Annotated in this window: 25 protein-coding genes; 20 read left to right on the top strand and 5 right to left on the bottom strand. The window is 62.6% G+C overall.

The features are described from left to right. Positions 1 to 14: 14 nt before the first annotated feature. From fabG to PST29_RS09205, 16 genes are all read left to right on the top strand, one after another. On the top strand, positions 15 to 755 hold the full coding sequence (gene fabG / locus PST29_RS09130) for a 3-oxoacyl-ACP reductase FabG (protein ID WP_047284730.1): 741 nt from the start codon (positions 15 to 17) through the stop codon (positions 753 to 755). A 196-nt stretch (positions 756 to 951) separates the two neighbouring features. Next, positions 952 to 1,188: an acyl carrier protein gene (gene acpP, locus PST29_RS09135; protein WP_003175607.1), complete on the top strand. Its 237-nt coding sequence runs from the start codon at positions 952 to 954 to the stop codon at positions 1,186 to 1,188. Between the two features lie 110 nt (positions 1,189 to 1,298). Next, positions 1,299 to 2,543, top strand: a complete 1,245-nt coding sequence (gene fabF, locus PST29_RS09140) for a beta-ketoacyl-ACP synthase II (RefSeq protein ID WP_060838241.1) — start codon at positions 1,299 to 1,301, stop codon at positions 2,541 to 2,543. Further along, a complete protein-coding gene (gene pabC, locus PST29_RS09145) occupies positions 2,543 to 3,358 on the top strand; it encodes an aminodeoxychorismate lyase (protein WP_060842863.1) in 816 nt (271 codons plus the stop codon). The genes fabF and pabC overlap by 1 nt, the downstream gene beginning before the upstream one ends. 3 nt (positions 3,359 to 3,361) lie before the next feature. Then, on the top strand, positions 3,362 to 4,528 hold the full coding sequence (mltG, locus tag PST29_RS09150) for an endolytic transglycosylase MltG (RefSeq protein WP_060838243.1): 1,167 nt from the start codon (positions 3,362 to 3,364) through the stop codon (positions 4,526 to 4,528). Positions 4,529 to 4,547: 19 nt separating this feature from the next. Then, positions 4,548 to 5,180 carry a dTMP kinase gene (tmk, locus tag PST29_RS09155; protein ID WP_016968275.1) on the top strand — a complete coding sequence of 211 codons (633 nt, stop codon included), beginning with the start codon at positions 4,548 to 4,550 and terminating at the stop codon, positions 5,178 to 5,180. Next, a complete protein-coding gene (locus PST29_RS09160) occupies positions 5,173 to 6,159 on the top strand; it encodes a DNA polymerase III subunit delta' (RefSeq protein ID WP_060838244.1) in 987 nt (328 codons plus the stop codon). The genes tmk and PST29_RS09160 overlap by 8 nt, the downstream gene beginning before the upstream one ends. Positions 6,160 to 6,243: 84 nt before the next feature. Beyond that, complete coding sequence (locus PST29_RS09165) at positions 6,244 to 7,035, top strand: TatD family hydrolase (RefSeq protein WP_060838245.1); 792 nt, start codon at positions 6,244 to 6,246, stop codon at positions 7,033 to 7,035. Between the two features lie 799 nt (positions 7,036 to 7,834). Next, on the top strand, positions 7,835 to 8,473 hold the full coding sequence (locus tag PST29_RS09170) for a TetR/AcrR family transcriptional regulator (protein WP_011060125.1): 639 nt from the start codon (positions 7,835 to 7,837) through the stop codon (positions 8,471 to 8,473). A gap of 139 nt (positions 8,474 to 8,612) precedes the next feature. Next, a complete protein-coding gene (locus PST29_RS09175) occupies positions 8,613 to 9,581 on the top strand; it encodes a GTP 3',8-cyclase MoaA (RefSeq protein WP_060838246.1) in 969 nt (322 codons plus the stop codon). 100 nt (positions 9,582 to 9,681) lie between these two features. Next, positions 9,682 to 10,284, top strand: a complete 603-nt coding sequence (locus tag PST29_RS09180; RefSeq protein ID WP_060838247.1) for a DUF4823 domain-containing protein — start codon at positions 9,682 to 9,684, stop codon at positions 10,282 to 10,284. A gap of 18 nt (positions 10,285 to 10,302) precedes the next feature. Beyond that, entirely contained in the window at positions 10,303 to 10,866 is a 564-nt protein-coding gene (locus tag PST29_RS09185) for a DUF1285 domain-containing protein (protein ID WP_060842864.1), read from the top strand. Between the two features lie 68 nt (positions 10,867 to 10,934). Then, complete coding sequence (locus tag PST29_RS09190) at positions 10,935 to 11,648, top strand: GntR family transcriptional regulator (RefSeq protein WP_047302846.1); 714 nt, start codon at positions 10,935 to 10,937, stop codon at positions 11,646 to 11,648. Next, positions 11,645 to 12,643 carry an ADP-ribosylglycohydrolase family protein gene (locus PST29_RS09195; RefSeq protein ID WP_060842865.1) on the top strand — a complete coding sequence of 333 codons (999 nt, stop codon included), beginning with the start codon at positions 11,645 to 11,647 and terminating at the stop codon, positions 12,641 to 12,643. The genes PST29_RS09190 and PST29_RS09195 overlap by 4 nt, the downstream gene beginning before the upstream one ends. A gap of 154 nt (positions 12,644 to 12,797) precedes the next feature. After that, positions 12,798 to 14,264: a purine-cytosine permease family protein gene (locus PST29_RS09200; protein ID WP_060842866.1), complete on the top strand. Its 1,467-nt coding sequence runs from the start codon at positions 12,798 to 12,800 to the stop codon at positions 14,262 to 14,264. Continuing rightward, positions 14,257 to 15,186 (top strand): PfkB family carbohydrate kinase, encoded by a 930-nt coding sequence (locus PST29_RS09205; RefSeq protein WP_060842867.1) that lies wholly within the window; start codon positions 14,257 to 14,259, stop codon positions 15,184 to 15,186. The genes PST29_RS09200 and PST29_RS09205 overlap by 8 nt, the downstream gene beginning before the upstream one ends. A gap of 75 nt (positions 15,187 to 15,261) precedes the next feature. Here PST29_RS09205 and PST29_RS09210 read toward each other — a convergent pair whose 3' ends face one another. From PST29_RS09210 to PST29_RS09220, 3 genes are all read right to left on the bottom strand, one after another. Next, positions 15,262 to 15,585, bottom strand: coding sequence for a hypothetical protein (locus tag PST29_RS09210; RefSeq protein ID WP_060838252.1), 324 nt, complete (start codon positions 15,583 to 15,585; stop codon positions 15,262 to 15,264). A 26-nt stretch (positions 15,586 to 15,611) separates the two neighbouring features. After that, positions 15,612 to 16,886 (bottom strand): MFS transporter, encoded by a 1,275-nt coding sequence (locus PST29_RS09215; protein WP_060842868.1) that lies wholly within the window; start codon positions 16,884 to 16,886, stop codon positions 15,612 to 15,614. 115 nt (positions 16,887 to 17,001) lie between these two features. Further along, complete coding sequence (locus PST29_RS09220) at positions 17,002 to 17,643, bottom strand: HD domain-containing protein (protein WP_060841903.1); 642 nt, start codon at positions 17,641 to 17,643, stop codon at positions 17,002 to 17,004. Positions 17,644 to 17,771: 128 nt separating this feature from the next. On the opposite strand from PST29_RS09220, the gene PST29_RS09225 reads away from it, so the two are divergent. Continuing rightward, complete coding sequence (locus PST29_RS09225; RefSeq protein WP_060838254.1) at positions 17,772 to 18,251, top strand: GNAT family N-acetyltransferase; 480 nt, start codon at positions 17,772 to 17,774, stop codon at positions 18,249 to 18,251. A 109-nt stretch (positions 18,252 to 18,360) separates the two neighbouring features. Here the strand turns inward: PST29_RS09225 and PST29_RS09230 are convergent, their stop codons facing one another. After that, positions 18,361 to 19,413, bottom strand: a complete 1,053-nt coding sequence (locus tag PST29_RS09230) for an NAD(P)-dependent alcohol dehydrogenase (RefSeq protein ID WP_060842869.1) — start codon at positions 19,411 to 19,413, stop codon at positions 18,361 to 18,363. 180 nt (positions 19,414 to 19,593) lie between these two features. On the opposite strand from PST29_RS09230, the gene PST29_RS09235 reads away from it, so the two are divergent. After that, complete coding sequence (locus PST29_RS09235; protein ID WP_060838256.1) at positions 19,594 to 20,484, top strand: AraC family transcriptional regulator; 891 nt, start codon at positions 19,594 to 19,596, stop codon at positions 20,482 to 20,484. A 168-nt stretch (positions 20,485 to 20,652) separates the two neighbouring features. Here the strand turns inward: PST29_RS09235 and PST29_RS09240 are convergent, their stop codons facing one another. Beyond that, entirely contained in the window at positions 20,653 to 22,317 is a 1,665-nt protein-coding gene (locus PST29_RS09240; RefSeq protein WP_060842870.1) for an electron transfer flavoprotein-ubiquinone oxidoreductase, read from the bottom strand. A gap of 99 nt (positions 22,318 to 22,416) precedes the next feature. Here PST29_RS09240 and PST29_RS31655 point away from each other — a divergent pair, with 99 nt between their 5' ends. Beyond that, a complete protein-coding gene (locus tag PST29_RS31655) occupies positions 22,417 to 22,608 on the top strand; it encodes a hypothetical protein (protein ID WP_016964459.1) in 192 nt (63 codons plus the stop codon). 259 nt (positions 22,609 to 22,867) lie between these two features. After that, positions 22,868 to 23,617 carry an electron transfer flavoprotein subunit beta/FixA family protein gene (locus PST29_RS09245; RefSeq protein WP_015634720.1) on the top strand — a complete coding sequence of 250 codons (750 nt, stop codon included), beginning with the start codon at positions 22,868 to 22,870 and terminating at the stop codon, positions 23,615 to 23,617. Position 23,618 lies beyond the last annotated feature (1 nt).

The raw sequence follows: 23,618 nt of genomic DNA on the forward strand, positions 1-23,618 counted from the left end.
TAGGAGAAGCTTGCATGAGTCTGCAAGGTAAAGTTGCACTGGTGACCGGCGCCAGCCGTGGTATCGGCCAGGCCATCGCGCTTGAGCTGGGTCGTATGGGCGCTATCGTGGTGGGCACAGCCACTTCCGCCTCCGGTGCCGAGCGCATCGCCGCTACCCTCAAGGAAAACGGCATTCAGGGCACCGGCCTTGAGCTCAATGTCACCAGCGACGAGTCCGTGGCTGCAGTGCTGGCCAGCATCACTGAGCAGTTCGGTGCGCCGGCGATTCTGGTGAACAACGCCGGCATCACCCGCGACAACTTGATGATGCGCATGAAAGATGACGAGTGGTACGACGTGGTCGATACCAACCTGAACAGCTTGTACCGCCTGTCCAAGGGCGTTCTGCGCGGCATGACCAAGGCTCGTTGGGGTCGAATTATCAGTATTGGCTCGGTTGTGGGTGCCATGGGCAACGCCGGCCAAGTAAACTACGCCGCCGCCAAAGCCGGTCTGGAAGGTTTCAGCCGTGCCCTGGCGCGTGAAGTGGGTTCGCGGTCGATCACTGTGAACTCGGTTGCTCCAGGTTTTATCGACACCGATATGACCCGCGAGTTGCCGGAAGCACAGCGTGAAGCCCTGCTGACGCAAATTCCGCTGGGTCGTCTGGGTCAGGCTCAAGAGATCGCGCAAGTGGTCGCTTTTCTGGCATCCGACGGTGCGGCATACGTTACTGGGGCTACAATCCCGGTCAATGGCGGGATGTATATGTGAGTCAAATGTGACGGATTGCTTCAAAAAAATGTCATACGAGCTGTCTAAAATCCGTTATAAAGCTGCAATCAATTTATAGGCAGATGGCCAAAGGGTTTGAGGGACGAAGCTTTCAGTTGAAAAGCTGAAAAGCCTTTCTATACACTTACCCACTGGCCAGCTGCCTGAATTTGTCCATTAGGAGTGAAAACAAGGTATGAGCACCATCGAAGAGCGCGTCAAGAAAATCGTTGCTGAGCAACTGGGCGTTAAAGAAGAAGAAGTTGTGAACACCGCTTCCTTCGTTGAAGACCTGGGTGCCGACTCCCTTGACACCGTTGAGCTGGTGATGGCTCTGGAAGAGGAATTCGAGACCGAAATCCCTGACGAAGAAGCTGAAAAGATCACTACCGTTCAAGCAGCTATCGACTACGTTACCAGCCACCAGGCTTAATCGTTTTTAGTCGTCTTTTGCTGTCATGGAAAAACCGCACTGCCGTTACGGCGTGCGGTTTTTTCTTTAGGCCTGATACAAAGTGTCGTCATTAGAAAAAGGAGAGTGCTGTGTCGCGTAGACGCGTCGTAGTCACCGGTATGGGTATGTTGTCGCCACTGGGTACGGATGTGCCGAGTAGTTGGCAGGGCATTCTGGCTGGCCAAAGTGGCATTGGTCTGATCGAACACACCGACCTTTCTGCCTATTCCACCCGTTTTGGCGGCTCGGTAAAGGGCTTCAATGTCGAGGAGTACCTGTCGGCCAAAGAGGCTCGCAAACTCGACCTGTTCATTCAGTACGGTCTGGCGGCCGGATTTCAGGCGGTGCGCAACGCCGGTCTGGAAGTCACCGATGCCAACCGTGAACGCATCGGCGTGGCCATGGGCTCGGGTATTGGCGGTTTGACCAATATCGAGGAAACCAGCCGCACCCTGCACGATTCCGGCCCGCGCCGGATTTCTCCGTTCTTCGTGCCGGGCTCGATCATCAACATGATTTCCGGTTTCCTGTCCATCCACCTGGGTGTCCAGGGGCCGAACTACGCCATTTCCACGGCGTGCACCACCGGCACCCACTGCATCGGCATGGCCGCGCGCAACATTGCCTACGGTGAAGCCGACGTGATGATTGCCGGCGGTGCCGAGATGGCCGCCTGTGGCCTGGGCATGGGCGGCTTCGGCGCGTCCCGTGCGCTGTCGACCCGTAATGACGAACCGACCCGTGCCAGCCGTCCCTGGGACAAGGGGCGTGATGGCTTCGTGTTGTCCGACGGTGCCGGCGCCCTGGTGCTGGAGGAGCTGGAGCACGCCAAGGCTCGTGGCGCCACCATCTACGCCGAGCTGATCGGTTTCGGCATGAGTGGCGACGCCTATCACATGACTTCGCCTCCTGCCGACGGCGCCGGTGCCGCGCGCTGCATCGCCAATGCCTTGCGCGACGCCAAGCTCAATGTCGATCAGGTGCAGTACATCAACGCTCATGGTACTTCGACCCCTGCCGGCGACCTGGCAGAAGCCGAAGCGATCAAGACCGTGTTTGGCGAGCACGCCTACAAGCTCGCAGTCAGCTCCACCAAGTCCATGACCGGTCACCTGCTGGGTGCCGCCGGGGCGATCGAGGCGATCTTCAGCGTGCTGGCCATCAACAGCCAGGTCGCGCCGCCCACCATTAACCTGGATGAGCCGGATGAGGGCTGCGACCTCGATTTCGTGCCGCACACTGCGCGCAGCATGGACATTGATGTGGTGCTGTCCAACTCCTTCGGTTTTGGTGGCACCAACGGCTCCCTGGTGTTCCGCCGGTTCTCCGAGTGATGCACTGCTGGGTCGACGGTCGGCCGGCTGACGCCGTGTCGCTCAAGGACCGCGGCCTGGCCTATGGCGATGGTCTGTTCGAGACCATCGCTGTCAGATCCGGGCAGCCGCAACTGTTGGAGCGGCACTTGCAGCGCCTGGCCGAAGGTTGTCGACGTCTGGCGCTGAATGCCGATCAGGCACTGATTCGCCACGAAGTGCTGGCCTATGCGGCGGCCTTGGGGGAGGGCGTGCTCAAGCTGATCCTGACCCGCGGCGACAGTCTGCGGGGCTATGCCGCCGATCCGGCAGCCACGGCGCGACGCATTCTCCAGGGCGCTGCCTTGCCGGCCTATCCCCCGGCCAATGCCGAGCATGGCATTGTGCTGTTTCCCTGTGCCACGCGCTTATCCGAGCAGCCGTTGCTGGCGGGCCTCAAGCATCTCAACCGGCTGGAACAGGTGCTGGCTCGCGCCGAATGGCGTGATGCCGAGCATGCCGAAGGCTTGATGCTCGATGGCGCCGGGCGAGTGATCGAAGCGGTGTTCAGCAATCTGTTCCTGGTCAGCCAGGGGCGCTTGCTGACAGCCGACCTGAGCCGGTGCGGGGTGGCCGGGGTGATGCGCGCGGAAATTCTGTTTCAGGCCGCGTCACTGGGAATTTCCGTGGAGGTCACGGACATCAGCCTCGATCAGTTGCAGCAGGCGGACGAAGTCTTCGTCTGCAATAGCGTCTATGGCATCTGGCCGGTGCGTGCCTGTGCCGGGATGCGCTGGTCGGCGGGACCGCTCACCCGTAAACTGCAGGGCATTACCCGCGCACTACTGGATGCTTGATTCGTGAGACGTAAATTACTGCTCCTGCTGGAAACCGGACTGGTCCTGGCAGGGCTGCTGCTGGGCGCGAGTGCCTGGAAACTGCACTCGGCCCTGGAACAACCGCTGAACCTCTCCCAGGAGCAGTTGCTGGATGTTCCCGCCGGTTCGACGCCCACCGGCACCTTCAATCGTCTGCAAGCCGATGGCGTGATCCGGGATGGGTTCTGGTTGCGTCTGTACTGGCGCTTCAATCTTCAGGGCCAGCCTCTGCACAGTGGCGAGTACCGCATGACGCCGGGCATGACCGCCGAGGGCCTGATCGGTCTCTGGCAACGCGGCGAGGTGGTGCAGTACAGCCTGACCCTGGTGGAAGGCTGGAACTTCCGCCAGGTGCGCAATGCCTTGGCCAAGAGCGACAAGCTGCAGCAGACCCTGGCTGGCCTCAGCGACACTCAGGTGATGGAAAAGCTCGGCCACGGCGGGGTGTTTCCCGAAGGGCGTTTCTTCCCCGATACCTATCGTTTTGTAAAGGGCATGACCGACGCCGAGCTTCTGGAAAAAGCCTACGATCGCCTGGACGATGTGCTGGCAAAAGAGTGGAGCAAGCGGGCTGATGACGCGCCTTACAGCGATCCCTATCAGGCACTGATCATGGCGTCGCTGGTGGAAAAGGAAACCGGCGTGCCCCAGGAACGTGGACAGATCGCCGGGGTTTTTGTGCGGCGCATGCAGATCGGCATGCTGCTGCAGACCGACCCGACGGTGATCTATGGCCTGGGCGAGCGCTACACCGGCAAGCTGACCCGGGCTCATCTCAAGGAAGCCACGCCCTACAACACTTACGTGATTGCCGGACTGCCGCCGACGCCGATTGCCATGGTCGGGCGCGAGGCGATTCACGCCGCCCTCAATCCGGTGCCGGGCAAGAGCCTGTATTTTGTTGCCCGGGGCGATGGCAGCCATGTGTTCTCCGATGACCTGGATGCCCATAACAGTGCGGTGCGCGAGTTCCAGCTCAAGCGTCGCGCCGACTACCGCTCCAGTCCGGCGCCGCTGGCCGCCCCGGCCACGCCCGAGGCCGAGAGCCCGGCGCCTGCCGTCACCCCGAGCCCGGACAGCGCGTCGCCAGCGCCCGCCGAGGCTCCCGCTGCGGTGGAACCTGCGCCCGCGCCGAAAAGCCCGCAATGACTTTGATTAAGGACTGCCTGTGACTGGCTTGTTTATTACCCTGGAAGGCCCGGAAGGGGCCGGTAAAAGCACCAACCGCGAGTACCTCGCCGAGCGCCTGCGCGCCGCGGGTATCGAGGTGGTGCTGACCCGTGAGCCCGGCGGCACGCCCTTGGCCGAGCGGATTCGCGAAGTGCTGCTGACGCCGGGTGAGGAAGTCATGAATGCCGACACCGAGTTGCTGTTGGTGTTTGCCGCCCGTGCCCAGCATCTGGCCACAGTGATTCGCCCGGCACTGGCTCGCGGCGCGGTGGTCTTGTGTGACCGGTTCACCGATTCGACCTACGCCTATCAGGGGGCCGGTCGTGGCCTTAGCCTTGAGCGCATCGAGGCCCTGGAACGTTTCGTCCAGGGTGAGCTGCGCCCGGACCTGACCCTGGTTTTCGACTTGCCGGTGGATGTCGGCCTGGCTCGGGCCAGTGCCCGCGGTCGGCTGGATCGCTTCGAACAGGAAGGTCAGGCGTTTTTCCAGAAGGTGCGCCAGGCGTACCTGACACGCGCCGCCGCCGCTCCTCAGCGTTATTGCCTGGTGGATGCGGCGCAGCCCCTGGCCCGGGTCCAGCAGTCCCTGGACGCCTTGCTCCCGCAATTGCTGGAGCGCGCCCGTGGCTGAAGTCTTTCCCTGGCAGGACGGCCTCTGGCAGCAGTTGGCCGGGCGCACGCAACATGCCCACGCCTATCTGCTGCACGGCCCGGCGGGCATTGGCAAGCGAGCCCTGGCAGAACGCCTGATGGCGCGTCTGCTGTGCCAGCGTCCGAACGGGCTGGATGCCTGTGGCCAGTGCAAGTCCTGCCTGTTGCTCCAGGCCGGTAGTCATCCGGACAACTACGTGCTGGAGCCCGAAGAAGCGGACAAGGCGATCAAGGTCGACCAGGTGCGCGAGTTGGTGAGCTTCGTGGTGCAGACCGCGCAGCTGGGGGGGCGCAAGGTGGTGCTGATCGAGCCGGTGGAGTCGATGAATATCAATGCCTCCAACGCCTTGCTGAAAAGCCTTGAGGAGCCTTCCGGGGATACCGTGCTGCTCTTGGTGAGTCATCAGCCGAGCCGCTTGCTGCCGACCATCAAGAGTCGCTGTGTCCAGCAGGCGTGTCCCTTGCCCAGCGCGGCGATGAGCCAGCAATGGCTGGCCGGGGCCCTGCCCGAATGTTCCGATGAGGAGCGCCTGGAGCTATTGACCCTGGCCGCCGGATCACCGCTGGCCGCTGTCGGCTTGCAGGCCCAGGGGGTTCGCGAGCAGCGGGCGCTGGTGGTGGACGGGGTGAAGAAACTGCTCAAGCAGCAGCAATCGCCGACCCAGCTGGCCGAGGCCTGGAACGCCATCCCGCTGTTGCTGTTGTTCGACTGGTTCTGTGACTGGTCGAACCTGGTCCTGCGTTACCAGCTGACCCAGGACGAGGACGGCCTGGGCCTGCCGGACATGCGCAAGGTGTTGCAGTACCTGGCGCAGAAGTCCGGCCAGGACAAGGTGCTGGCGATCCAGGACTGGATCCTGGCCCAGCGACAGAAGGTCCTGAGCAAGGCCAACCTCAACCGCGTGTTGCTGTTGGAGGCACTGTTGGTGCAATGGGCGGCGTTGCCGTCCCGGCACTGAGCGGCCTGCTCCTGAATCAGGCTGGTATCCGGTCGGACGACAACGCCCGGCCCTTTCATTGATCGGATGTAGTTGTAGGCTCCCATGCTCGTAGATTCCCATTGCCACCTTGATCGTCTCGACCTTGCCGCCCATGACGGTTCCCTGGATGCGGCACTGGCCGCTGCCCGCCAGCGCGGTGTCGGGCACTTCCTGTGCATTGGCGTCAGTGCCGACAACGCCGCGGACGTCAAGGCCCTGGCCGAGCGTTACGACGATGTCGATTGCTCGGTAGGGGTGCACCCGCTGGACGTGCAGCCCGGCGCGGCGCCGGCCCTGGACTGGCTGCTGGAGGAGCTGAACCACCCGCGGGTGGTGGCCATTGGCGAAACCGGTCTGGACTATCACTACGAACCGGAAGCGGCCGAGCTGCAGCAGGAGTCTTTCCGTCTGCATCTGCAGGCCGCGCAGCAGACCGGCAAACCGGTGGTGGTGCACACCCGCGGTGCCCGTGCCGACACCCTGGCGCTGCTGCGGGAAGCCGCATTGCCCAATGCCGGCGTGCTGCATTGCTTCACCGAAGACTGGGACATGGCCAAGGCGGCTCTGGACCTGGGGTTCTATATCTCTCTGTCGGGCATCGTCACTTTCCGCAATGCCGATGCCTTGCGCGATGTGGCTCGCCAGGTGCCTGCCGATCGGCTGCTGGTGGAAACCGACTCGCCGTACCTGGCGCCTATCCCTTATCGCGGCAAGCCCAACCTGCCGCAGTACGTGCGCGAAGTGGCGGAGTTCCTGGCGATGCTGCGCGGCGAGGCCTATGAGGCCTTTGCCGAACAGACCACGGCCAACTTCAAGCGCCTGTTTCCCCTGGCTCGGGTCAAGAGCGGGGCTTGATCCGGTGGTGGAAAGCTTGAATTTCAGGCAAAAAAAACCCGGGTTCTGGGGGGGGAATCCGGGTTAAGACCATTAGGAGTAAAACTAAGGCACGCGGTCCATCGGTACCTAAATCGGCGTTTCACTTGGGGGAGATGTCCCGCCGACAGTTGAAGTATTGATCACTATTGCATTCAGTCCAGTTGCCCCTGCTTGGTTTTTAAACAAATTTGGAATACGCGCGCTTCGCTTGAGTTCTCATTTTTTCGAGGTTCGCCGCATTTTTTCCTGTAATTCCGCTCTTTTTCACTGTTTTTGGCGCAATGCGGCGTAAAACAACGATTGTTGCCGCGCTTTTTGCACACAAGCTGTTGCAGTTCAGTCCTCCACTCAGCCTGATCCTGATCAATGGCATCGGCATTTTCAGAATGTTCGTCCGTTCTCGATGTCTTTTTCGGTGCTTTTCAGGGTTTTTTCTAATCTCCATTAAGCAACGAAGCTGACAAGCAATGACGTCATTGCGACTCGTGAATGTATTTTCGTCGAGTAGGGGGCGTGGGCGGGTGTCGGGACCCTGTTATGGAAAAGCTCTAGACTTTGCGGTCTGATCCGAGGCTCGAAGGCCCTGGATGTTTGCTATGTGAACCGCGCGCCGACCCCGTATTCACGGGATTTTCCTGGTTTCGGCGACCCATTCAGGGGCTGGCGTCAGGTGGGCTTTTCCGCCAGAAACAGCTGCAACGAAGGATGATCCGTGCATTTTGGCGCAAGTTAGGCATAATACGCGGCTTCGATTTTGACCCCGAACAGACCTTTTCTTATGCAGAAAGAACCTCGTAAGGTCCGTGAGTTTCGTCGCCGCGAGCAAGAAATTCTCGATACCGCGCTCAAGCTGTTCCTCGAACAAGGTGAAGACAGTGTCACCGTCGAGATGATTGCGGATGCCGTGGGTATCGGCAAAGGGACCATCTACAAGCATTTCAAGTCCAAGGCGGAGATCTACCTGCGCCTGATGCTCGACTATGAGCGTGACCTGAACGAGCTGCTGCACTCGGCCGATGTCGACAAGGACAAGGAAGCCCTGTCCAGGGCCTACTTCGAATTTCGCATGCGCGACCCGCAGCGCTACCGGTTGTTCGACCGCCTGGAAGAGAAGGTGGTCAAGGGCAATCAGGTGCCGGAAATGGTCGAGGAACTGCACAAGATCCGCGCCTCCAACTTCGAGCGCCTGACCTTGCTGATCAAGGGCCGTATCAGCGAAGGCAAGCTCGAAGACGTACCGCCTTACTTCCACTACTGCGCCTCTTGGGCGCTGGTGCATGGCGCGGTGGCACTGTACCACTCGCCGTTCTGGAGCAATGTGCTCGAGGACCAGGAGGGCTTCTTCCAGTTCCTGATGGACATCGGCGTGCGCATGGGCAACAAGCGCAAGCGCGACCCTGACACCTCGAACAGCTAAGGCATTCAGCCGTTGTATTGCGCCATCGACCATCTGTATGGCGCAGTGTCCGAGGAATATACTCAGGCATGGGACTTGCCAGAACCTGATTTTTGAGTCAGGTTTTGGCCGGTTCTCCCTTCCTACGCCGGAGTCATCCATGATCGTTGATCGTCAAGGCAGGCGCTTTCGCAATTTGCGGATCAGTCTGACGTCCGCCTGCAATTACGCCTGTACCTACTGCGTGCCCAACGGCAAGCGGCTGGTGGCTGCCCAGGATGAGTTGTCGGCCGAGGCAATGGCTCGGGGCGTGGCGTATCTGATTGAAGCGGCCGGCATTGAGCGGCTGCGCATCACCGGTGGTGAGCCGCTGGTCAGTCCCAAGCTGGAAACCTTCATGGCCGCGGTCGGACGCATGGGGCTGGAGGACATCAGCCTGACCACCAACGGCCAGTTGCTGGCACGCAAGCTGCCATTGCTGGTGGACGCGGGGATCCGCCGGATCAATGTTTCTCTCGACACCCTGGATGCCGCGGCTTTTCGCAGCATCGCCCGGGGTGGCGATCTGGCCAGCGTGCTCGATGGCATGCAGCAAGCACGCGCGGCCGGGCTGAAGATCAAGGTCAACATGGTGCCGTTGCGCGGGCAGAACCTGAATCAGGTCATGCCCCTGCTCGACTACTGCCTGGAGCGAGGCTATGAGCTGCGTTTCATCGAGCTGATGCGCATGGGGCACCTGGCCAGCGACGGCAATGCCTTCCTGCAGCAGTTTGTCAGCCTGCAACAGTTGCTGGAGATGATCGGCGAGCACTACGAGTACCTCCAGGCCGACGCGCCGCTGGATGCGACCGCCGTGCGCTACGAGATTCCCGGGCGCGGTCATTTTGGGGTGATTGCCAACGAAAGCGTGCCGTTCTGCCGGACCTGCTCGCGCCTGCGCCTGTCCTCGACCGGTTGGCTGCACGGCTGCCTGTCGTCAAGCAATCGCCACTATGTTGGCGACCTGCTGGACAAGCCGCGCCATCAAGCCTTGCCGGCGCTCCAGCGCCTGCTGGTCAAGGCCCTGGGCGACAAGCAGGACCTGGCCTTTTCCGGCGGCGCCACGGTGATGAAAATCATCGGCGGCTAGTTTGGCCGACGCTGGAATGTCCTCCATTTGCCTAGCTGGCGCGGAAGCTGCATCCCGTGGCCATTCGCCGGTTTTCCGTCACCGGTTTTTGGAGGGTAGGATGCGTAGCCTGGTTTTGCTGCTGGCCTTTTTGGCACTCGGCGGCTGCATGAATGTCAGTGATATGGGCGAGGGGGTGCGCTATCACCTGAGCGATGCGGGGATGCTCGATCACAGCGATACCCGTCGTACCAGTTCATTCCGCATTCAGCCGGATTCGTTCATTTTCATCGCCCAAGGGCACTTTGTACCGCCGGGCGGTGCTTACCCGCGACCCAACGTAGTGGCCGAAGAGGCCTTCAACGGCTTTGTCGAGTATTTCCCCATGGTGCGCCGGGCCAAAGCTCCCGAAGGCTTGAACGAAGCCATGGCCGAAGCCCGGGAAGCGGGCGCCCACTATTTGCTCTACGCTCGTTTCGCCAAGGCCGACGACCGTATCGGCAACTCCGATGAGTGGCTGGACCAGGAGGCGGTGGATCGCCTGGGCGTCGATACCAGCACCATCCAGATCATGTTGATCGAAACCAGTACCCAGTACCTGATCGATACGACCCGTATTCGCAGTCGTGGCGGATTACTGACGTTCCACGACAACAAGCCCCAGGACCTGCTGGGCCCGCCGTTGCAGCAATATGCCCGCGGTTTGCTGGGCCTGAGCGACTGATTGAACGAGGAGAGCGACATGAGTGGTCCAGGCAAGGCCAACGACCTGTTGGCGCAGATTCCCAAGGCCGAGAAGGGCCTGCCGCCGGTCCACCTGTGGAATCCCGATTTCTGTGGCGATATCGACATGCGTATCGCCCGCGACGGCACCTGGTACTACCTGGGTTCGCCCATCGGTCGCAAGCCGATGGTCAAGCTGTTCTCCACCATCATCCGCCGCGATGGTGACGATTACTTCCTCATCACCCCGGTGGAGAAGGTGGGCATCAAGGTCGACGATGCTCCCTTCGTCGCCGTGACCCTGGAGGTCGAAGGGCAGGGTGAAGGGCAACTGTTGCGCTTTACCAGCAATGTCGACGAGCAGGTGGTTGCCAGCCTCGAGCATCCGCTGCGGGTGGTGATCGACCTGCTGACCCAGGAGCCTGCGCCTTATGTTCTGGTTCGAAACAACCTTGAGGCGCTGATCCATCGCAATGTCTTCTACCAGTTGGTGGAGCTGGCACAGACGCGTGTTCTGGATGGCCAGCGCTGGCTGGGAGTGTGGAGTGATGGGGTGTTCTTCCCCATTGGCCTGGAGCCCTAAAGACATTTCAATTTCGATTTCGAGATATTTCTTGATCTTGATCCCGGGTTTCATGTATCAACCCGCACATGCCTAAACATGTTCGATTCGATAAGAAAACAAGAGTGGTCGACGAGCTGATCCGGCGCATTGAAAGCGGTCTGCTGGAAGACGGCTTCCAACTGCCGGGAGAGCACCAGTTGGCCGGGGAGTTCGGTGTCAGTCGTGGCACCTTGCGTGAAGCCCTGGCCGAGCTCAAGCGTCGCAACTACATCGCCACGCAGAGCGGGGTGGGGTCCATCGTCACCTTCGACGGCGTGGCCCTGGACCAGCATCATGGCTGGGCCCAGGCCCTGGCCGAGAGCGGCGCCCTGGTCAACACCGAGGTACTGCGCTTGGAGGCCGTGCGCCGACCGGAGCTCAAGCACCGCCTGGGCACCGACCAGTTCATAGCCCTGGATCGCCGCCGGCGCAGCACCGACGGCAGGGTGCTGTCCCTCGAACGTTCCCTGATCCCGGCCTCCGGCGAGCTGGAAGGCTTGCCCCGGGTCGGCCTGATCGATGATTCCCTGACCATTACCCTGGCCGCCTACGGCTATATCGGCGAGCGCGGCGATCAGTGGATCGGCGCCGAGCCCCTGAACGCCGAAGACGCCGAACTGCTCGGGCGGGCGCCGGGAGATGTGTTTCTCAAGGCCCTGCGCACCACCTATGATCGCCAGGGGCGTTTCATGGAGCAGGTCGAGAGCCTGCTCGATCCACAGCATTTCCGCATGCACCTGCAATTCGGAGAGTCGCGTTGAGCCCGCTTCAGCGGGCACTTGGCGCCTTCTATGGCCTGGCCCTGGGCGATGCCCTGGGCATGCCCACCCAATCCTTGAGTCATGAACAGATCCACCAGCGTTTCGGCGTGATCCGCACCCTGGAAGACGCAGGGCCCGAGCAGCCGATTGCTGCCAACCTGCCCGCAGGGACCATCACCGACGACACCGAACAGGCGATCCTGGTGGGGCGCCTGCTGGTTCAGGGCCAAGGCCGGATCGATCCGGAGGCCCTGGCCCGGAGCCTGATCCAGTGGGAGGCGGCGATGCAGGCCAAGGGCTCCCAGGACCTGCTCGGCCCGTCCACCAAGCGCGCCATTGAAATGATCCTCGCCGGTGAATCGGTGGAGGAGGCCGGACGCTATGGCACCACCAATGGCGCCGCCATGCGCATCACGCCGGTGGGCATCGCCGCCGATATCGCCGGCGCTCAAGGCTTTGTCCAGGCGGTGGTCGAGGCCTGTCAGGTCACGCATAACACCAGTCTGGGAATCGCCAGCGCGGCAGCGGTGGCGGCGGTGGTGTCCGCCGGCATCAATGGCGCCGCGTTGATCGAGGCCCTGCCCCTGGGGGCGCAGATTGCCCGCCAGGCACAGGCTCATGGCCATTGGGTGGCGGGGGCCACTATCGCGGCGCGCCTGGAGTGGGCCGGCACCTTGAGGATTGAAGGCGACAAGCAGGCCTTTGCTCGAATGCTGTATGAACTGATCGGTACCTCGGTGGCCTCCCAAGAGTCGGTGGTGGTCAGTTTCGCCCTGGCCCGGCAGGTCGCCCTGGGGCACCTTGAGGCCTTCGAGGCACTGTGCATGGCCGCCGGTATTGGCGGCGACACCGACACCATCGCGGCGATTCTCGGCGCCATGCTGGGCGCCTGCCTGGGCTTGCAGGCCTGGCCCGCGGAGTTGATCCATCAGGTGCAACAGGTCAATGAACTGGACCTGCTGCCTCTGGTAGAAGCGTTGCTGGCGCTGCGTTAAGTCGTCGCGCCCAGTGCCGAGCCCCAGGCTCGCTACACCTTTCGGCCGTACTGCCGATCGCTAGGGAAAGCTGGAACACGGCCAGGAATGCCGGACTGTTCTGTGACTTCCGAAATTGCCAGACACCCCAATAACGGCAACAGGAGTTTCATTCATGAGTTCATCGACGGTCGGCTCAGGCGCCGGGCAACTGGAAACCCGCGGCATCGAACCGGTACCCGAGGCGGAGTGCAACGGTCATCCGTTGCAGCTGTTCTGGGTCTGGTTCGCGGCCAATATCAGTATTCTCGGCTTGCCCCTCGGGGCGACGCTGGTGGCGTTTCGTGGCCTGTCGATCTGGCAGGTGCTGTTGGTGGCGATCCTCGGTTCAGTGGGTTCGTTCGCCGTGGTTGGCCTGATCTCGGTGGCCGGCCGGCGCGGTCGGGCCCCCAGCCTGACCCTGTCCCGGGCGATCTTCGGGGTGCGTGGCAACATCGGTCCGACCCTGGTGTCGATGCTTTCGCGGGTCGGCTGGGAAACGGTGAACACCACCACCGCAGCCTTTGTCCTGCTGTCGCTGAGTTCGATCCTGTTCCAGACCCCGGCTTCGGCCAAGGACGCGCCACTGCTGACCCTGCTGTTCATCGGCATCTTCGTACTGATGACCCTGAGCGTCTCCGGCCTGGGCCACGCCACCTTGCTGGTGATCCAGAAGTGGGCCACCTACGGTTTTGGCGCGCTGAACGTACTGGTGGGCGGTTTCCTCTGCGCCACCATCGACTGGACGGCGGTGTTCAATGCGGCACCGGCCCCCATGAGCGCGATGATCATCGGGGTCGGCACCATGGCGGCCGGCACCGGGATCGGCTGGGCCAGCTCCGGGGCCGACATGTCGCGCTACCAGCATCGCTCGGTGACGGCAGGACGCCTGGTGGCCTCGGCGGCGTTCGGTGCCGGTATCCCGCTGGTGCTGCTGATCACCCTGGGCGGCCTGCTGTCGGTGGGCAACGATCACCTGGCTTCGGCGGTGGACCCGATCATCGCGATCCGCGACATGCTGCCCACCTGGATGGCCGTGCCTTACCTGATCGCGGCCTTTGGCGGCTTGCTGCTGTCCAACAACCTGTCGGTGTATTCCGCCGGTCTCACCGCGCTGACCCTGGGCCTCAAGGTCAAGCGGGTCTACGCGGTGCTGGTGGATATCGTGGCGATCTTCCTCGGCTCGATCTACTTCATGCTGATTGCCGACAGCTTCTACGGGCCCTTTATCAGCTTCATTTCCCTGCTGGCGGTGCCGATCACTGCCTGGGTGGGGATCTTCGTGGTGGACCTGATCCATCGCCATTACTACAGCGCCGATGATTTGTTGAATGTCGGGCCCAGCAGTGCCTACTGGTATCAGGGCGGGATCGAGTGGCGGGCTTTCGGCGCCTGGGTGCTGGCGATCATTCTGGGCTTCTGTTTCACCAGCATCGGCACCACCGCTGAGGACGTCTGGTTCTCCGGGCCGCTGGCCGATTCCTGGCTGGGGCATAACGGCCTGGGCTGGATCGTCACCTTCCTGGTGGCTGGCGGTGGGTACGCTCTGCTGGGCGGAGCCCGCGATCGGCGTGGGGCTTTTGTCGAGAATGCCAATGCCTAGGTTGCTCCATAGCGGCCAGGTGATCGTCGACCTGGTGATGGCCGTGGACCGCCTGCCGGCTGCCGGTGGTGATGTCCTGGCCCAGTCGGCGAGCTTCGAGGCCGGCGGCGGCTTCAATGTCATGGCCGCGGCGGCGCGCAATGGCTTGCCGGTGCTCTACCTGGGGCGCCACGGCCAGGGGCGCTTTGGCGACCTGGCCCGAGCGGCGATGCAGGCGGAAGGCATTGGCCTGAGTCTGCCGTCCAGCCCGGGTGCCGATACCGGTGTCTGTGTGGCCCTGACCGATGCCTCGGCCGAGCGCACCTTCATCTCCCATATCGGCGCCGAGGGTGAGCTTTCGGCCCAGGACCTGGCGCAGGTCAGGGTCCAGGCGGATGACTATCTGTATGTCAGCGGCTACAGCCTGCTGCAGGCGAGCAAGGCCCAGGCCCTGATCGACTGGCTGCTGGCATTGCCGCGCTCGGTGCCCGTGATGTTCGATCCGGGCCCGCTGGTGGACTCGCCCGACTCCCCCCTGATGGCGGCCCTGTTGCCGCGGATCGATATCTGGAGCAGCAACCGCGCCGAAGCCTTGGGCTTTACCGCCAGTTCGAGTATCGAGCTGGCCTTGCAGCGGCTTGGTGCGTGGCTGTCACCCACGGCCTTGCTGGTGCTGCGCGACGGCGCTCGGGGCTGTTGGATAGGCGCCCAGGGGCAACAGGCGCAGGTTGACGGATTCAAGGTCCAGGCGCTGGACAGCAACGGGGCCGGCGACGCTCATGCCGGAGTCTTTGTCGCGGGGCTGGCGGCGGGGCTTGAGCCACTGGTGGCCGCCCGTCGAGCCAATGCCGCAGCGGCCATTGCCGTGACCCGCCGTGGTCCGGCCACCGCGCCGGGCCGTGCTGAAGTGGACGCGTTTATGCGGGCCCGGGAATCTCGCTAAGTGCCCGGCGCAGGCCGGACATCGGCTTGCGCGGTGCCTCGAACGGCGCCAGGTGCAATGAACCCCGGCCCAGCCTTACTGGCTGCTGCCTTCGGAGCCGGAGCCGCCGCTGGTGGTTTTCGAGGCGGTGCCGGTCTTGCCGTTGTCCGGGGTGGCCTGTTGAGCGCCCGCGCCGCCTTGGCGGCCATTGTCGTTGCCCTGGGTGCGCGGGTCGGTGCCGGTGGCCGGTGGCAGCGAACCTTCGTCCATGGGGGCCGGGTTGATGTTGATCTTGGGTGTGTTCTTGGGCGCGGGGGATGTCGGCCCGTCCACGGGATTGTCCGGCCCGGTGGCGCCGGCCAGTGCACAGGTGGACAGCAGTCCGGCCAGGGTCAGTACAGCCAGTTGAAGCTTGATCATGGTGTCGCCTCCATTCGTCAGAGTCGTTACCTGATATTGGTCTGTGCTGCCTGGCGGTTGGTGCCTGACGACCGACGAACGGTGTCAGGCCCCTGGGCCATCTGGGGTGCCTGCAAGCGGCGCCACCCCAGGCGCGCGAGGCTGATCAGCCAGTTCAGCACGGCAATGGCCAACACGCTGAACAGCAGCGCCTGGATACCGGCCTCGACGATGATCCTGCCGGCCAGCCAGGGAAAGCCGAACACCCCGATGAAGTAGGACAGGCTGAACAGCAACAGGGATTGTGACGTGTTGCCGTTCGGCGCTTCGTTGGCCGCCAGACCATTGATCACCGAATAGGTCAGGCCATAGCCGACACCCAGGACGGCGGCGGCCAGCAGGTAGCTGGCGCTGCCGTTCACGGCGAACAGCAACAGCAGGATCGATATCACCATCAGTCCCGAGAGCAGGCAGGCGGCGCGATAGGGATCGTGCCTGACCACGATGCCGGCCAGCAGCAGGCGGCTGGCGATGGCCGCACTCATGAAACCGAGGAAGAACAGCGAGTAATCCACGCCTCGGGAGGGGCCGTAGCTGGTCTGGAAACTCGACAGTCCACCAAAGACACAGCCCCCCAGGCCCACCATGAGAATGGGGAACAGTGCCTTGGACGAGAGCACGCGGGCCGCGCCGTTGCAGCTGATTTTCGCCGCTGAGGCACCCAGGTGATTGGTCTGTCGAAGCAGCTTGGCGCCCAGTTTCCAGAAGATCAGCACCCCCATCAGGCTGGCTGCTGCCGCCAGCCAGAAGGCACTGGTCAACGGGTAGTCGAGGGCGCTGGCCAAGCGGCCCAGGAGAGGGCCGGAGCCAATGCCGCTCAGCATGCTGCCCGACAGCAGGGCGAAATAGCGCGCTCTTTGTGCGGGCTGCACCAGCGTCGCCACGATGATCGGCCCCAGGGTGTAGAACACCCCCCAGCCCAGGCCCAGGGTCAGGCCGAACCACAGCAGGCTGTGGCCGAGCCCCGGCGTCAGGGCAAACCCCAGGCTGGCCACCACCAGGAGACAGCCGAACAGCGCCACCGAGCGGGCGGCGCCGAGCCAGTCCGAGAGGTGGCCGGAGCCGATCACGGCGACAAAGGTGCTGAGCATCGCGGCTGCGATCACGCGGCCGGCGTCGTGCTCATTGCCGCCACGGCTGCTGATCAGCAGGGACAGGAGAAAGGTCGAGCCGTAAGACAGAGACAGCAGATAGCTGCCCAGGCACAACAGCCCGAACAAGGGGCCTGGCACCTCGGATTGCGGCTTGGCCTGCGTGGACATGAAAGCGCCTCGTCATGCTGGAAGTCATGCCGGGCTTTCTAACATGGCGCCGCCGCCGGTTGGTTGTGTTCCTGGTGGTCTCAGGGTTAGCCGCCGGCGGAGTAAGCCCGCCGGCTCACTCGCCGATTTCCTCCAGCAACTCCTGTCTGAAGCGTTGCAGGCGCTCTTGCCGGATCCGCGCCAGTCGGGTGCCGCAGGACGTCTGGAAACCTTCGGCCAAATGCAGCAGCTTGGTCTGGAAGTGATCCAGGGTGAAGCGTGAGTCATCGAGTTCGCGCTGCCGGGCCGTGGGATCGGCGGGATCGTAGAGGGCCAGGCCCAGACGGCCGGAGACGTAGAAGGTCCGCGCCACGCCCAGGGCGCCCAGGGCATCGAGGCGATCGGCGTCCTGAAGGATCCTGGCTTCCAGGGTGGCAGGGGTGAGGGCGGCGGAAAAACTGTGGGCGGCGATGGCGTGGGCTACCGCTTCGCGCTCGGCGTCGCTCCAGCCCAGCCCGGCAAGAATGCCGCGGGCCTTGTCCGCCGACAGACGTGACGCCTGGGCGCGCAACGGCGAGTTTTTTTCCACGCTCACGCAATCGTGGAGCAGGGTGGCGGCCAGCAGCACCCGGAGGTTGCCGCCTTCTTCGTCGACTATGCGTCGCACGTTGTGCCAGACCCGTTGCAGGTGGGACAGGTCGTGGGAGCCGTCCTTGGTCGGTTCGAGGGCGTGGGGCAGCAAGGTTTCTGCCAGGGCGTGCAGGGGGGCAAAGTGCATTCGGCGGTCCAGGATATGCGGTTCGGTGTGCTGCATGATCGGTGATTGGCCGATTCCCATAAATGCCCGTGCAAGTCTTTCGACTGTCGTTCTAATATGGCCGCCTGATTCCGCCATGAGAACCGTCGATGTCCGTCGAAATCCGTCCCGCACTGCCCAGTGATGCCCCACAGATTCTTACCTTTATCACCGAGCTCGCCGACTACGAGCGAGCACGTCATGAGGTGATCGCCAGTGTCGCCGACATCGAGCGCAGCCTGTTCAGCGAGGGCGCCACGGCCCACGGCCTGATTTGCCTGCGCAACGGACAGCCGATCGGTTTCGCGGTGTTTTTCTTCAGCTATTCCACCTGGCTGGGCAGCAACTGCCTGTACCTGGAGGATCTCTACATCACTCCGGAACAGCGGGGCGGCGGGGCGGGCAAGCAACTGCTGCGGCACCTGGCGCAGATCGCCTGTGACAACGATTGCGGACGCTTCGAATGGAGCGTGCTGGAGTGGAACGAACCGGCGATCCAGTTCTACAAGTCCCTGGGCGCCCAGCCTCAGGAAGAGTGGGTCAAGTACCGCATGGACGGTGAGGTGCTGCGCGCCTTTGCCCGCGGCTGATCACCGCCGCTGTTCGCCGACGCCGGCTTGGGCGGGAGCCGGCTTGCCGGCCAAGGCCGCTCCATGGAGCGCCTGCCACCGCCAAGCCGGGTCTGCATGACGCGGGGATTCAGCCCTTCAGGCTCGCCATGTCGATCACGAAGCGGTATTTCACATCGCCCTTGATCATGCGCTCAAAGGCTTCATTGATCTGGCGGATGTCGAGCATTTCGATGTCGCAGGTGATGCCGTGCTCGGCGCAGAAGTCCAGCACCTCCTGGGTTTCGGCGATGCCGCCGATCAGTGAGCCGGCCAGCACCCGACGGCTCATCACCAGTTTGCCGGCGTGCAACGCCGGGTCCACCGGCTCGATCAGGCCCACCAGAATGTGCACGCCATCAAAGCGCAGAGTATCGAGGTAGGGGTTGAGGTCGTGGGGCACCGGAATGGTGTCCAGCAGAAAGTCGAAATGCCCGGCCACCGACTGCATCTGCGCCGCGTCGGTGGACACGATCACGTGATCGGCGCCCTGGCGTCGCGCTTCTTCGGCCTTGCTCGCCGAGCGGGTGAACAGGGTCACTTCGGCGCCCAGGGCCTTGGCGAACTTGATGCCCATGTGGCCCAGGCCGCCCATGCCGAGGATTCCCACCTTGTCGCCGGGCTTGACCCCGTAGTGCTTGAGCGGCGAGTAGGTGGTGATGCCGGCGCAGAGAATCGGCGCGGCGCTGGCCAGGTCGAGTTTCTCCGGGATGCGCACGACAAAGTGCTCGCTGACCACGATGCTGTCGGAGTAGCCGCCCATGGTGTTGCTGCCGTCGACCCGGTCCGGGGTGGCGTAGGTCATGGTCGGACCTTCCAGGCAGTACTGTTCCAGGTCCGCGGCGCAGGCCTCGCAGTGGCGGCAGGAATCCACCATGCAGCCGACGCCCACCAGGTCGCCGACCTTGTGCTTGCTGACGTTGGCGCCGACCGCGGTGACCTTGCCGACGATCTCGTGGCCCGGCATCAGCGGGTACACGGCGATGCCCCATTCGTTGCGGGCCTGGTGGATGTCGGAGTGACAAACGCCACAGTAGAGGATCTCGATGGCGACGTCGTCCGGGCGCGGGCTGCGGCGCTGGAAACTCATGGGGGCGAGGGGAGTGGTGGCCGACTGGGCGGCATAACCGATAGCGGTGTACATGATGGACCTCGCGAAAACGCTGACGATTGAGGCGGGGCATTCTCGGCGTCGGGCCTGCGGCCAACCATGGCGATTCCTCGGCATGTCATGCCTATTCCTCCGTCATTGGCGGTTTTTACGCGGCATTGGCGGACAGACCTGCGATGATGTTTTCATCCCTTTTTCCGTGAAGTTTTTCCCATGCTGCTGACCCGTCATCTGGACGCCAACGCCACCCTGGTTTCGCTGATCCGGCCCCTTGCCAGCCGAGATGGTTTCGTGGCTACCGCCTTGCCTGGAGTCCAGGTGCTGCGAGCCAGCTGCGATGTGGCGCGCGGCCCACAGATTTATGAGCCGAGCCTGATGATCATTGTCCAGGGCAGCAAACTGGCCTATCTGGGGACGCGGACCCTGGAATATGGGGCCGGGCACTACCTGATCCAGGCCCTGTCGGTGCCCTTCGAATGTGAAACCTTCGCTATGCCCGATGCGCCGCTGCTGGGCATTTCCATCGCCATCGACCGGGCAGTCCTCAGCGAGCTGGTGCTGGCCATGGGCATCACCGAAGGCCGGGCCGCTTCGGCGCAGACCCTGGAATCCATGACCTCGGCGGTGCTCGATGACAGCATGCGTGGTTGTGTGGAGCGGCTGCTGCGCTGTCTGCACGATCCTCTGGAGTGCAAGGTCATGGGCGCCTCCAGGGTGCGCGAACTGCTTTTCGCTGCCCTGCGTGGGCCCCAGGCCGATGCCCTGCGGGCACTGGTGGAGCAGCAGGGGCATTTCGCCCGGGTCGCGGCATCGCTCAATCATCTGCACGAGCATTACACCGAGCCCCTGAGCGTCGAGACCCTGGCCCGCTGCGCCAATATGAGCCCCTCGACCTTCCACGAGCATTTCAAGCGCAGCACCTTGCTCTCGCCGGTGCAGTACCTCAAGCGCCTGCGCCTGCTCAAGGCCCAGCAGCTGCTGTTGGGGGAGGGGCTGGGCGTGGCCCAGGTAGCGCATCGGGTGGGCTATCAGAGCACCTCGCAGTTCAGTCGCGAGTACAAGCGCTACTTCGAGCGCAACCCCGGCGAAGAGCGCGCTGCCTGAGCAGCCATGCCCTTGCAGGCGTCGGCTTGCCAGCGAAGATGCCCCTGAGCCGGTACCGGGCTTGAGGGCGCGTTTTCGCCGGCGGCCGGTTCCACAGGCTGCCGGGTCGGCGAATGCCGGGCATGAAAAAGGCCCCCATATAGGGGGCCTCTTGTGTCGCGCGGCGAGTTACATGTTCGGGTAAGTCGGGCCGCCGGCGCCTTCCGGAGTGACCCAGGTGATGTTCTGGGCCGGGTCCTTGATGTCGCAGGTCTTGCAGTGCACACAGTTCTGCGCGTTGATCTGGAAGCGCTTCTCGCCATCTTCCTGGGTGATCACCTCGTACACGCCGGCCGGGCAGTAACGCTGGGCCGGTTCATCGTACAGCGGCAGGTTGCGGCTCAGCGGGATGCTCGGGTCGGTCAGCTTCAGGTGGCACGGTTGTTCTTCTTCGTGGTTGGTACCGGAGATGAACACCGAGCTCAATTTGTCGAAGCTGAGTTTGCCGTCGGGTTTCGGGTAGTCGATCTTCGTGCAGTCCTTGGCCAGCTTCAGGCAGGCGTAGTCCGGCTTGGTGTCGTGCAGGGTGAAGGGCAGCTTGCCACCGAAGATGTTCTGGTCCATCCAGTTGAAGCCGGCACCGATGATCGGGCCGAACTTGTGCATGGCCGGGCCGAAGTTGCGGCTGGCGAACAGCTCTTCATACAGCCAGCTGGATTTGAACGAGTCGACGTAGCTCTTGAGCTCGTCGGCGCCTTCGGAGCCGGCGAACAGCGAGTCGGCCACCGCGTCGGCGGCGAGCATGCCGGACTTCATGGCCGTGTGGCTGCCCTTGATCTTGGCGAAGTTCAGGGTGCCCAGGTCGCAACCGATCAGCGCGCCGCCCTTGAACACCATCTTCGGCAGCGAGTTCAGGCCGCCCTTGCAGATGGCACGGGCGCCGTAGCTGATGCGCTTGCCGCCTTCCAGGTACTGCTTGAGCACCGGGTGATGCTTGAGGCGCTGGAACTCGTCGAACGGCGACAGGTAGGTGTTGGCGTAGGACAGGTCGACGATCAGGCCCACCACCACCTGGTTGTTTTCCAGGTGATAGAGGAAGGAGCCGCCGGTGTTCTCGTTGCCCATGATGTCCAGCGGCCAGCCGGCGGTGTGCACCACCAGGCCCGGTTGGTGCTTGGCCGGATCGATTTCCCAGATTTCCTTGAGACCGATGCCGTAGTGCTGGGCGTCGGCGTCGCTGTCCAGGTTGAAGCGCTTGATCAGCTGCTTGCCGATATGGCCGCGGCAGCCTTCGGCGAACAGGGTGTATTTGCCGCGCAGTTCCATGCCGGGGGTGTAGAGGCCGTCTTTTGGCTGGCCTTCACGGTCGACGCCCAGGTCGCCGGTGATGATCCCGCGCACCACGCCGTTTTCGTCGATCAGGGCTTCCTGGGCGGCGAAGCCCGGGTAGATTTCCACGCCCAGGTTCTCGGCTTGCTGGGCCAGCCAGCGGCACAGGTTGCCCAGGGAGATGATGTAGTTGCCTTCGTTGTGCATGGTCTTGGGCACAAAGAAGTCCGGAACCTTGGTGGACGTTTCGCCGCTGCGCAGGACATAGATGTCGTCGCGGGTCACCGGAGTGTTGAGCGGCGCGCCCAGTTCCTTCCAGTCCGGGAACAGTTCGTTCAGGGCCCGTGGTTCGAACACGGCACCGGAAAGGATGTGAGCACCGACTTCGGAGCCTTTCTCGACCACGCAGACGCTGATTTCCTTACCGGCTTCAGCGGCCTTCTGCTTAAGGCGGCAAGCGGCGGACAAGCCTGCGGGGCCGGCACCGACGATGACCACGTCGAATTCCATGTATTCGCGTTCCACTAGGCTATCTCCTACTCAAGGCTCAACGGTTTTTTCTAATTGGAGGTTTGGCGTTGCATCCGCGCTTTCTCCCATCGCAAATGGGGGGAGGAGGGGTGGATGGCCGACCTTTCTCTCTGGGCGGCGCATTATATCTACACCACTCTCAGCGTCCAATACAAACGTTTGTTTGAAATTGCTGCAGCCCAGATAAATCAAAGAAGCGCGGCTTATAAACGGCTATTTTGCCGTATTGACCAGAAAAGGCGTTCCGGTCAAGATACGGTCGGTTTTGCGCTCGCCGTAGGCTGACTGTTGGTTTCAAGAGCACCTCTAAAGACAGGGCAAAGGCAGTAAAGGTGATGCGCCGCACAGCTTGAACGTGCGCAGTTTACACGCCGCGATAATGAATGACTCGCCGGTCACCACTGACCAACGGTCATCACTCCCGTGAGCAAGGTCATCCTTTATGTACGCCAGCGTTTTTGGAGGTGCCCTTGTGCCGATGAGCATCAACCGCCAGGTTCTCGCCTAGGCGACTTTCTTTTCACCGGAGAGTAACGAGGAATCCATGAAGGTTCTTGTAGCTGTCAAACGAGTGGTCGACTATAACGTCAAGGTTCGCGTCAAAGCGGACAACTCCGGCGTCGACCTCGCCAACGTCAAGATGTCGATGAACCCTTTCTGCGAAATCGCAGTGGAAGAAGCCGTACGCCTGAAAGAGAAAGGTGTAGCGACTGAAATCGTCGTCGTCTCCATCGGTCCTGCTACTGCTCAAGAGCAACTGCGTACCGCCCTGGCACTGGGTGCCGATCGCGCAATCCTCGTCGAGTCCGCTGAAGAGTTGAACTCCCTGGCCGTGGCCAAGCTGCTCAAGGCTGTGGTCGACAAGGAGCAGCCACAGCTGGTGATCCTCGGCAAACAGGCCATCGATAGCGACAACAACCAGACCGGCCAGATGCTGGCGGCCCTGAGCGGTTACGCTCAAGGCACCTTCGCCTCCAAGGTCGAAGTGTCTGGCGACAAGGTCAATGTCACTCGCGAAATCGATGGCGGCCTGCAGACCGTTGCACTGAACCTGCCAGCCATCGTCACCACCGACCTGCGTCTGAACGAGCCGCGCTACGCGTCTCTGCCAAACATCATGAAAGCCAAGAAGAAGCCGCTTGAAACGCTGACTCCTGATGCTTTGGGCGTTTCCACCGCCTCCACCAACAAGACCCTGAAAGTCGAAGCGCCGGCTGCACGCAGCGCGGGTATCAAGGTCAAGTCGGTGGCTGAACTGGTCGAGAAACTGAAAAACGAAGCGAAGGTAATCTGAT

The sequence above is a fragment of the Pseudomonas sp. St29 genome (assembly GCF_001547915.1).
Lineage (GTDB): Bacteria > Pseudomonadota > Gammaproteobacteria > Pseudomonadales > Pseudomonadaceae > Aquipseudomonas.

What these genes read in the sequence shown, in the direction of transcription:
- fabG (WP_047284730.1), top strand. Translation starts at nt 15, where the DNA reads ATGAGTCTGCAAGGTAAAGTTGCACTGGTGACCGGCGCCAGCCGTGGT.
- acpP (WP_003175607.1), top strand. Translation starts at nt 952, where the DNA reads ATGAGCACCATCGAAGAGCGCGTCAAGAAAATCGTTGCTGAGCAACTG.
- pabC (WP_060842863.1), top strand. Translation starts at nt 2,543, where the DNA reads ATGCACTGCTGGGTCGACGGTCGGCCGGCTGACGCCGTGTCGCTCAAG.
- PST29_RS09165 (WP_060838245.1), top strand. Translation starts at nt 6,244, where the DNA reads ATGCTCGTAGATTCCCATTGCCACCTTGATCGTCTCGACCTTGCCGCC.
- PST29_RS09170 (WP_011060125.1), top strand. Translation starts at nt 7,835, where the DNA reads ATGCAGAAAGAACCTCGTAAGGTCCGTGAGTTTCGTCGCCGCGAGCAA.
- PST29_RS09175 (WP_060838246.1), top strand. Translation starts at nt 8,613, where the DNA reads ATGATCGTTGATCGTCAAGGCAGGCGCTTTCGCAATTTGCGGATCAGT.
- PST29_RS09180 (WP_060838247.1), top strand. Translation starts at nt 9,682, where the DNA reads ATGCGTAGCCTGGTTTTGCTGCTGGCCTTTTTGGCACTCGGCGGCTGC.
- PST29_RS09185 (WP_060842864.1), top strand. Translation starts at nt 10,303, where the DNA reads ATGAGTGGTCCAGGCAAGGCCAACGACCTGTTGGCGCAGATTCCCAAG.
- PST29_RS09190 (WP_047302846.1), top strand. Translation starts at nt 10,935, where the DNA reads ATGCCTAAACATGTTCGATTCGATAAGAAAACAAGAGTGGTCGACGAG.
- PST29_RS09200 (WP_060842866.1), top strand. Translation starts at nt 12,798, where the DNA reads ATGAGTTCATCGACGGTCGGCTCAGGCGCCGGGCAACTGGAAACCCGC.
- PST29_RS09205 (WP_060842867.1), top strand. Translation starts at nt 14,257, where the DNA reads ATGCCTAGGTTGCTCCATAGCGGCCAGGTGATCGTCGACCTGGTGATG.
- PST29_RS09210 (WP_060838252.1), bottom strand. Translation starts at nt 15,585, where the DNA reads ATGATCAAGCTTCAACTGGCTGTACTGACCCTGGCCGGACTGCTGTCC.
- PST29_RS09215 (WP_060842868.1), bottom strand. Translation starts at nt 16,886, where the DNA reads ATGTCCACGCAGGCCAAGCCGCAATCCGAGGTGCCAGGCCCCTTGTTC.
- PST29_RS09220 (WP_060841903.1), bottom strand. Translation starts at nt 17,643, where the DNA reads ATGCACTTTGCCCCCCTGCACGCCCTGGCAGAAACCTTGCTGCCCCAC.
- PST29_RS09225 (WP_060838254.1), top strand. Translation starts at nt 17,772, where the DNA reads ATGTCCGTCGAAATCCGTCCCGCACTGCCCAGTGATGCCCCACAGATT.
- PST29_RS09230 (WP_060842869.1), bottom strand. Translation starts at nt 19,413, where the DNA reads ATGTACACCGCTATCGGTTATGCCGCCCAGTCGGCCACCACTCCCCTC.
- PST29_RS09235 (WP_060838256.1), top strand. Translation starts at nt 19,594, where the DNA reads ATGCTGCTGACCCGTCATCTGGACGCCAACGCCACCCTGGTTTCGCTG.
- PST29_RS31655 (WP_016964459.1), top strand. Translation starts at nt 22,417, where the DNA reads ATGGCCGACCTTTCTCTCTGGGCGGCGCATTATATCTACACCACTCTC.
- PST29_RS09245 (WP_015634720.1), top strand. Translation starts at nt 22,868, where the DNA reads ATGAAGGTTCTTGTAGCTGTCAAACGAGTGGTCGACTATAACGTCAAG.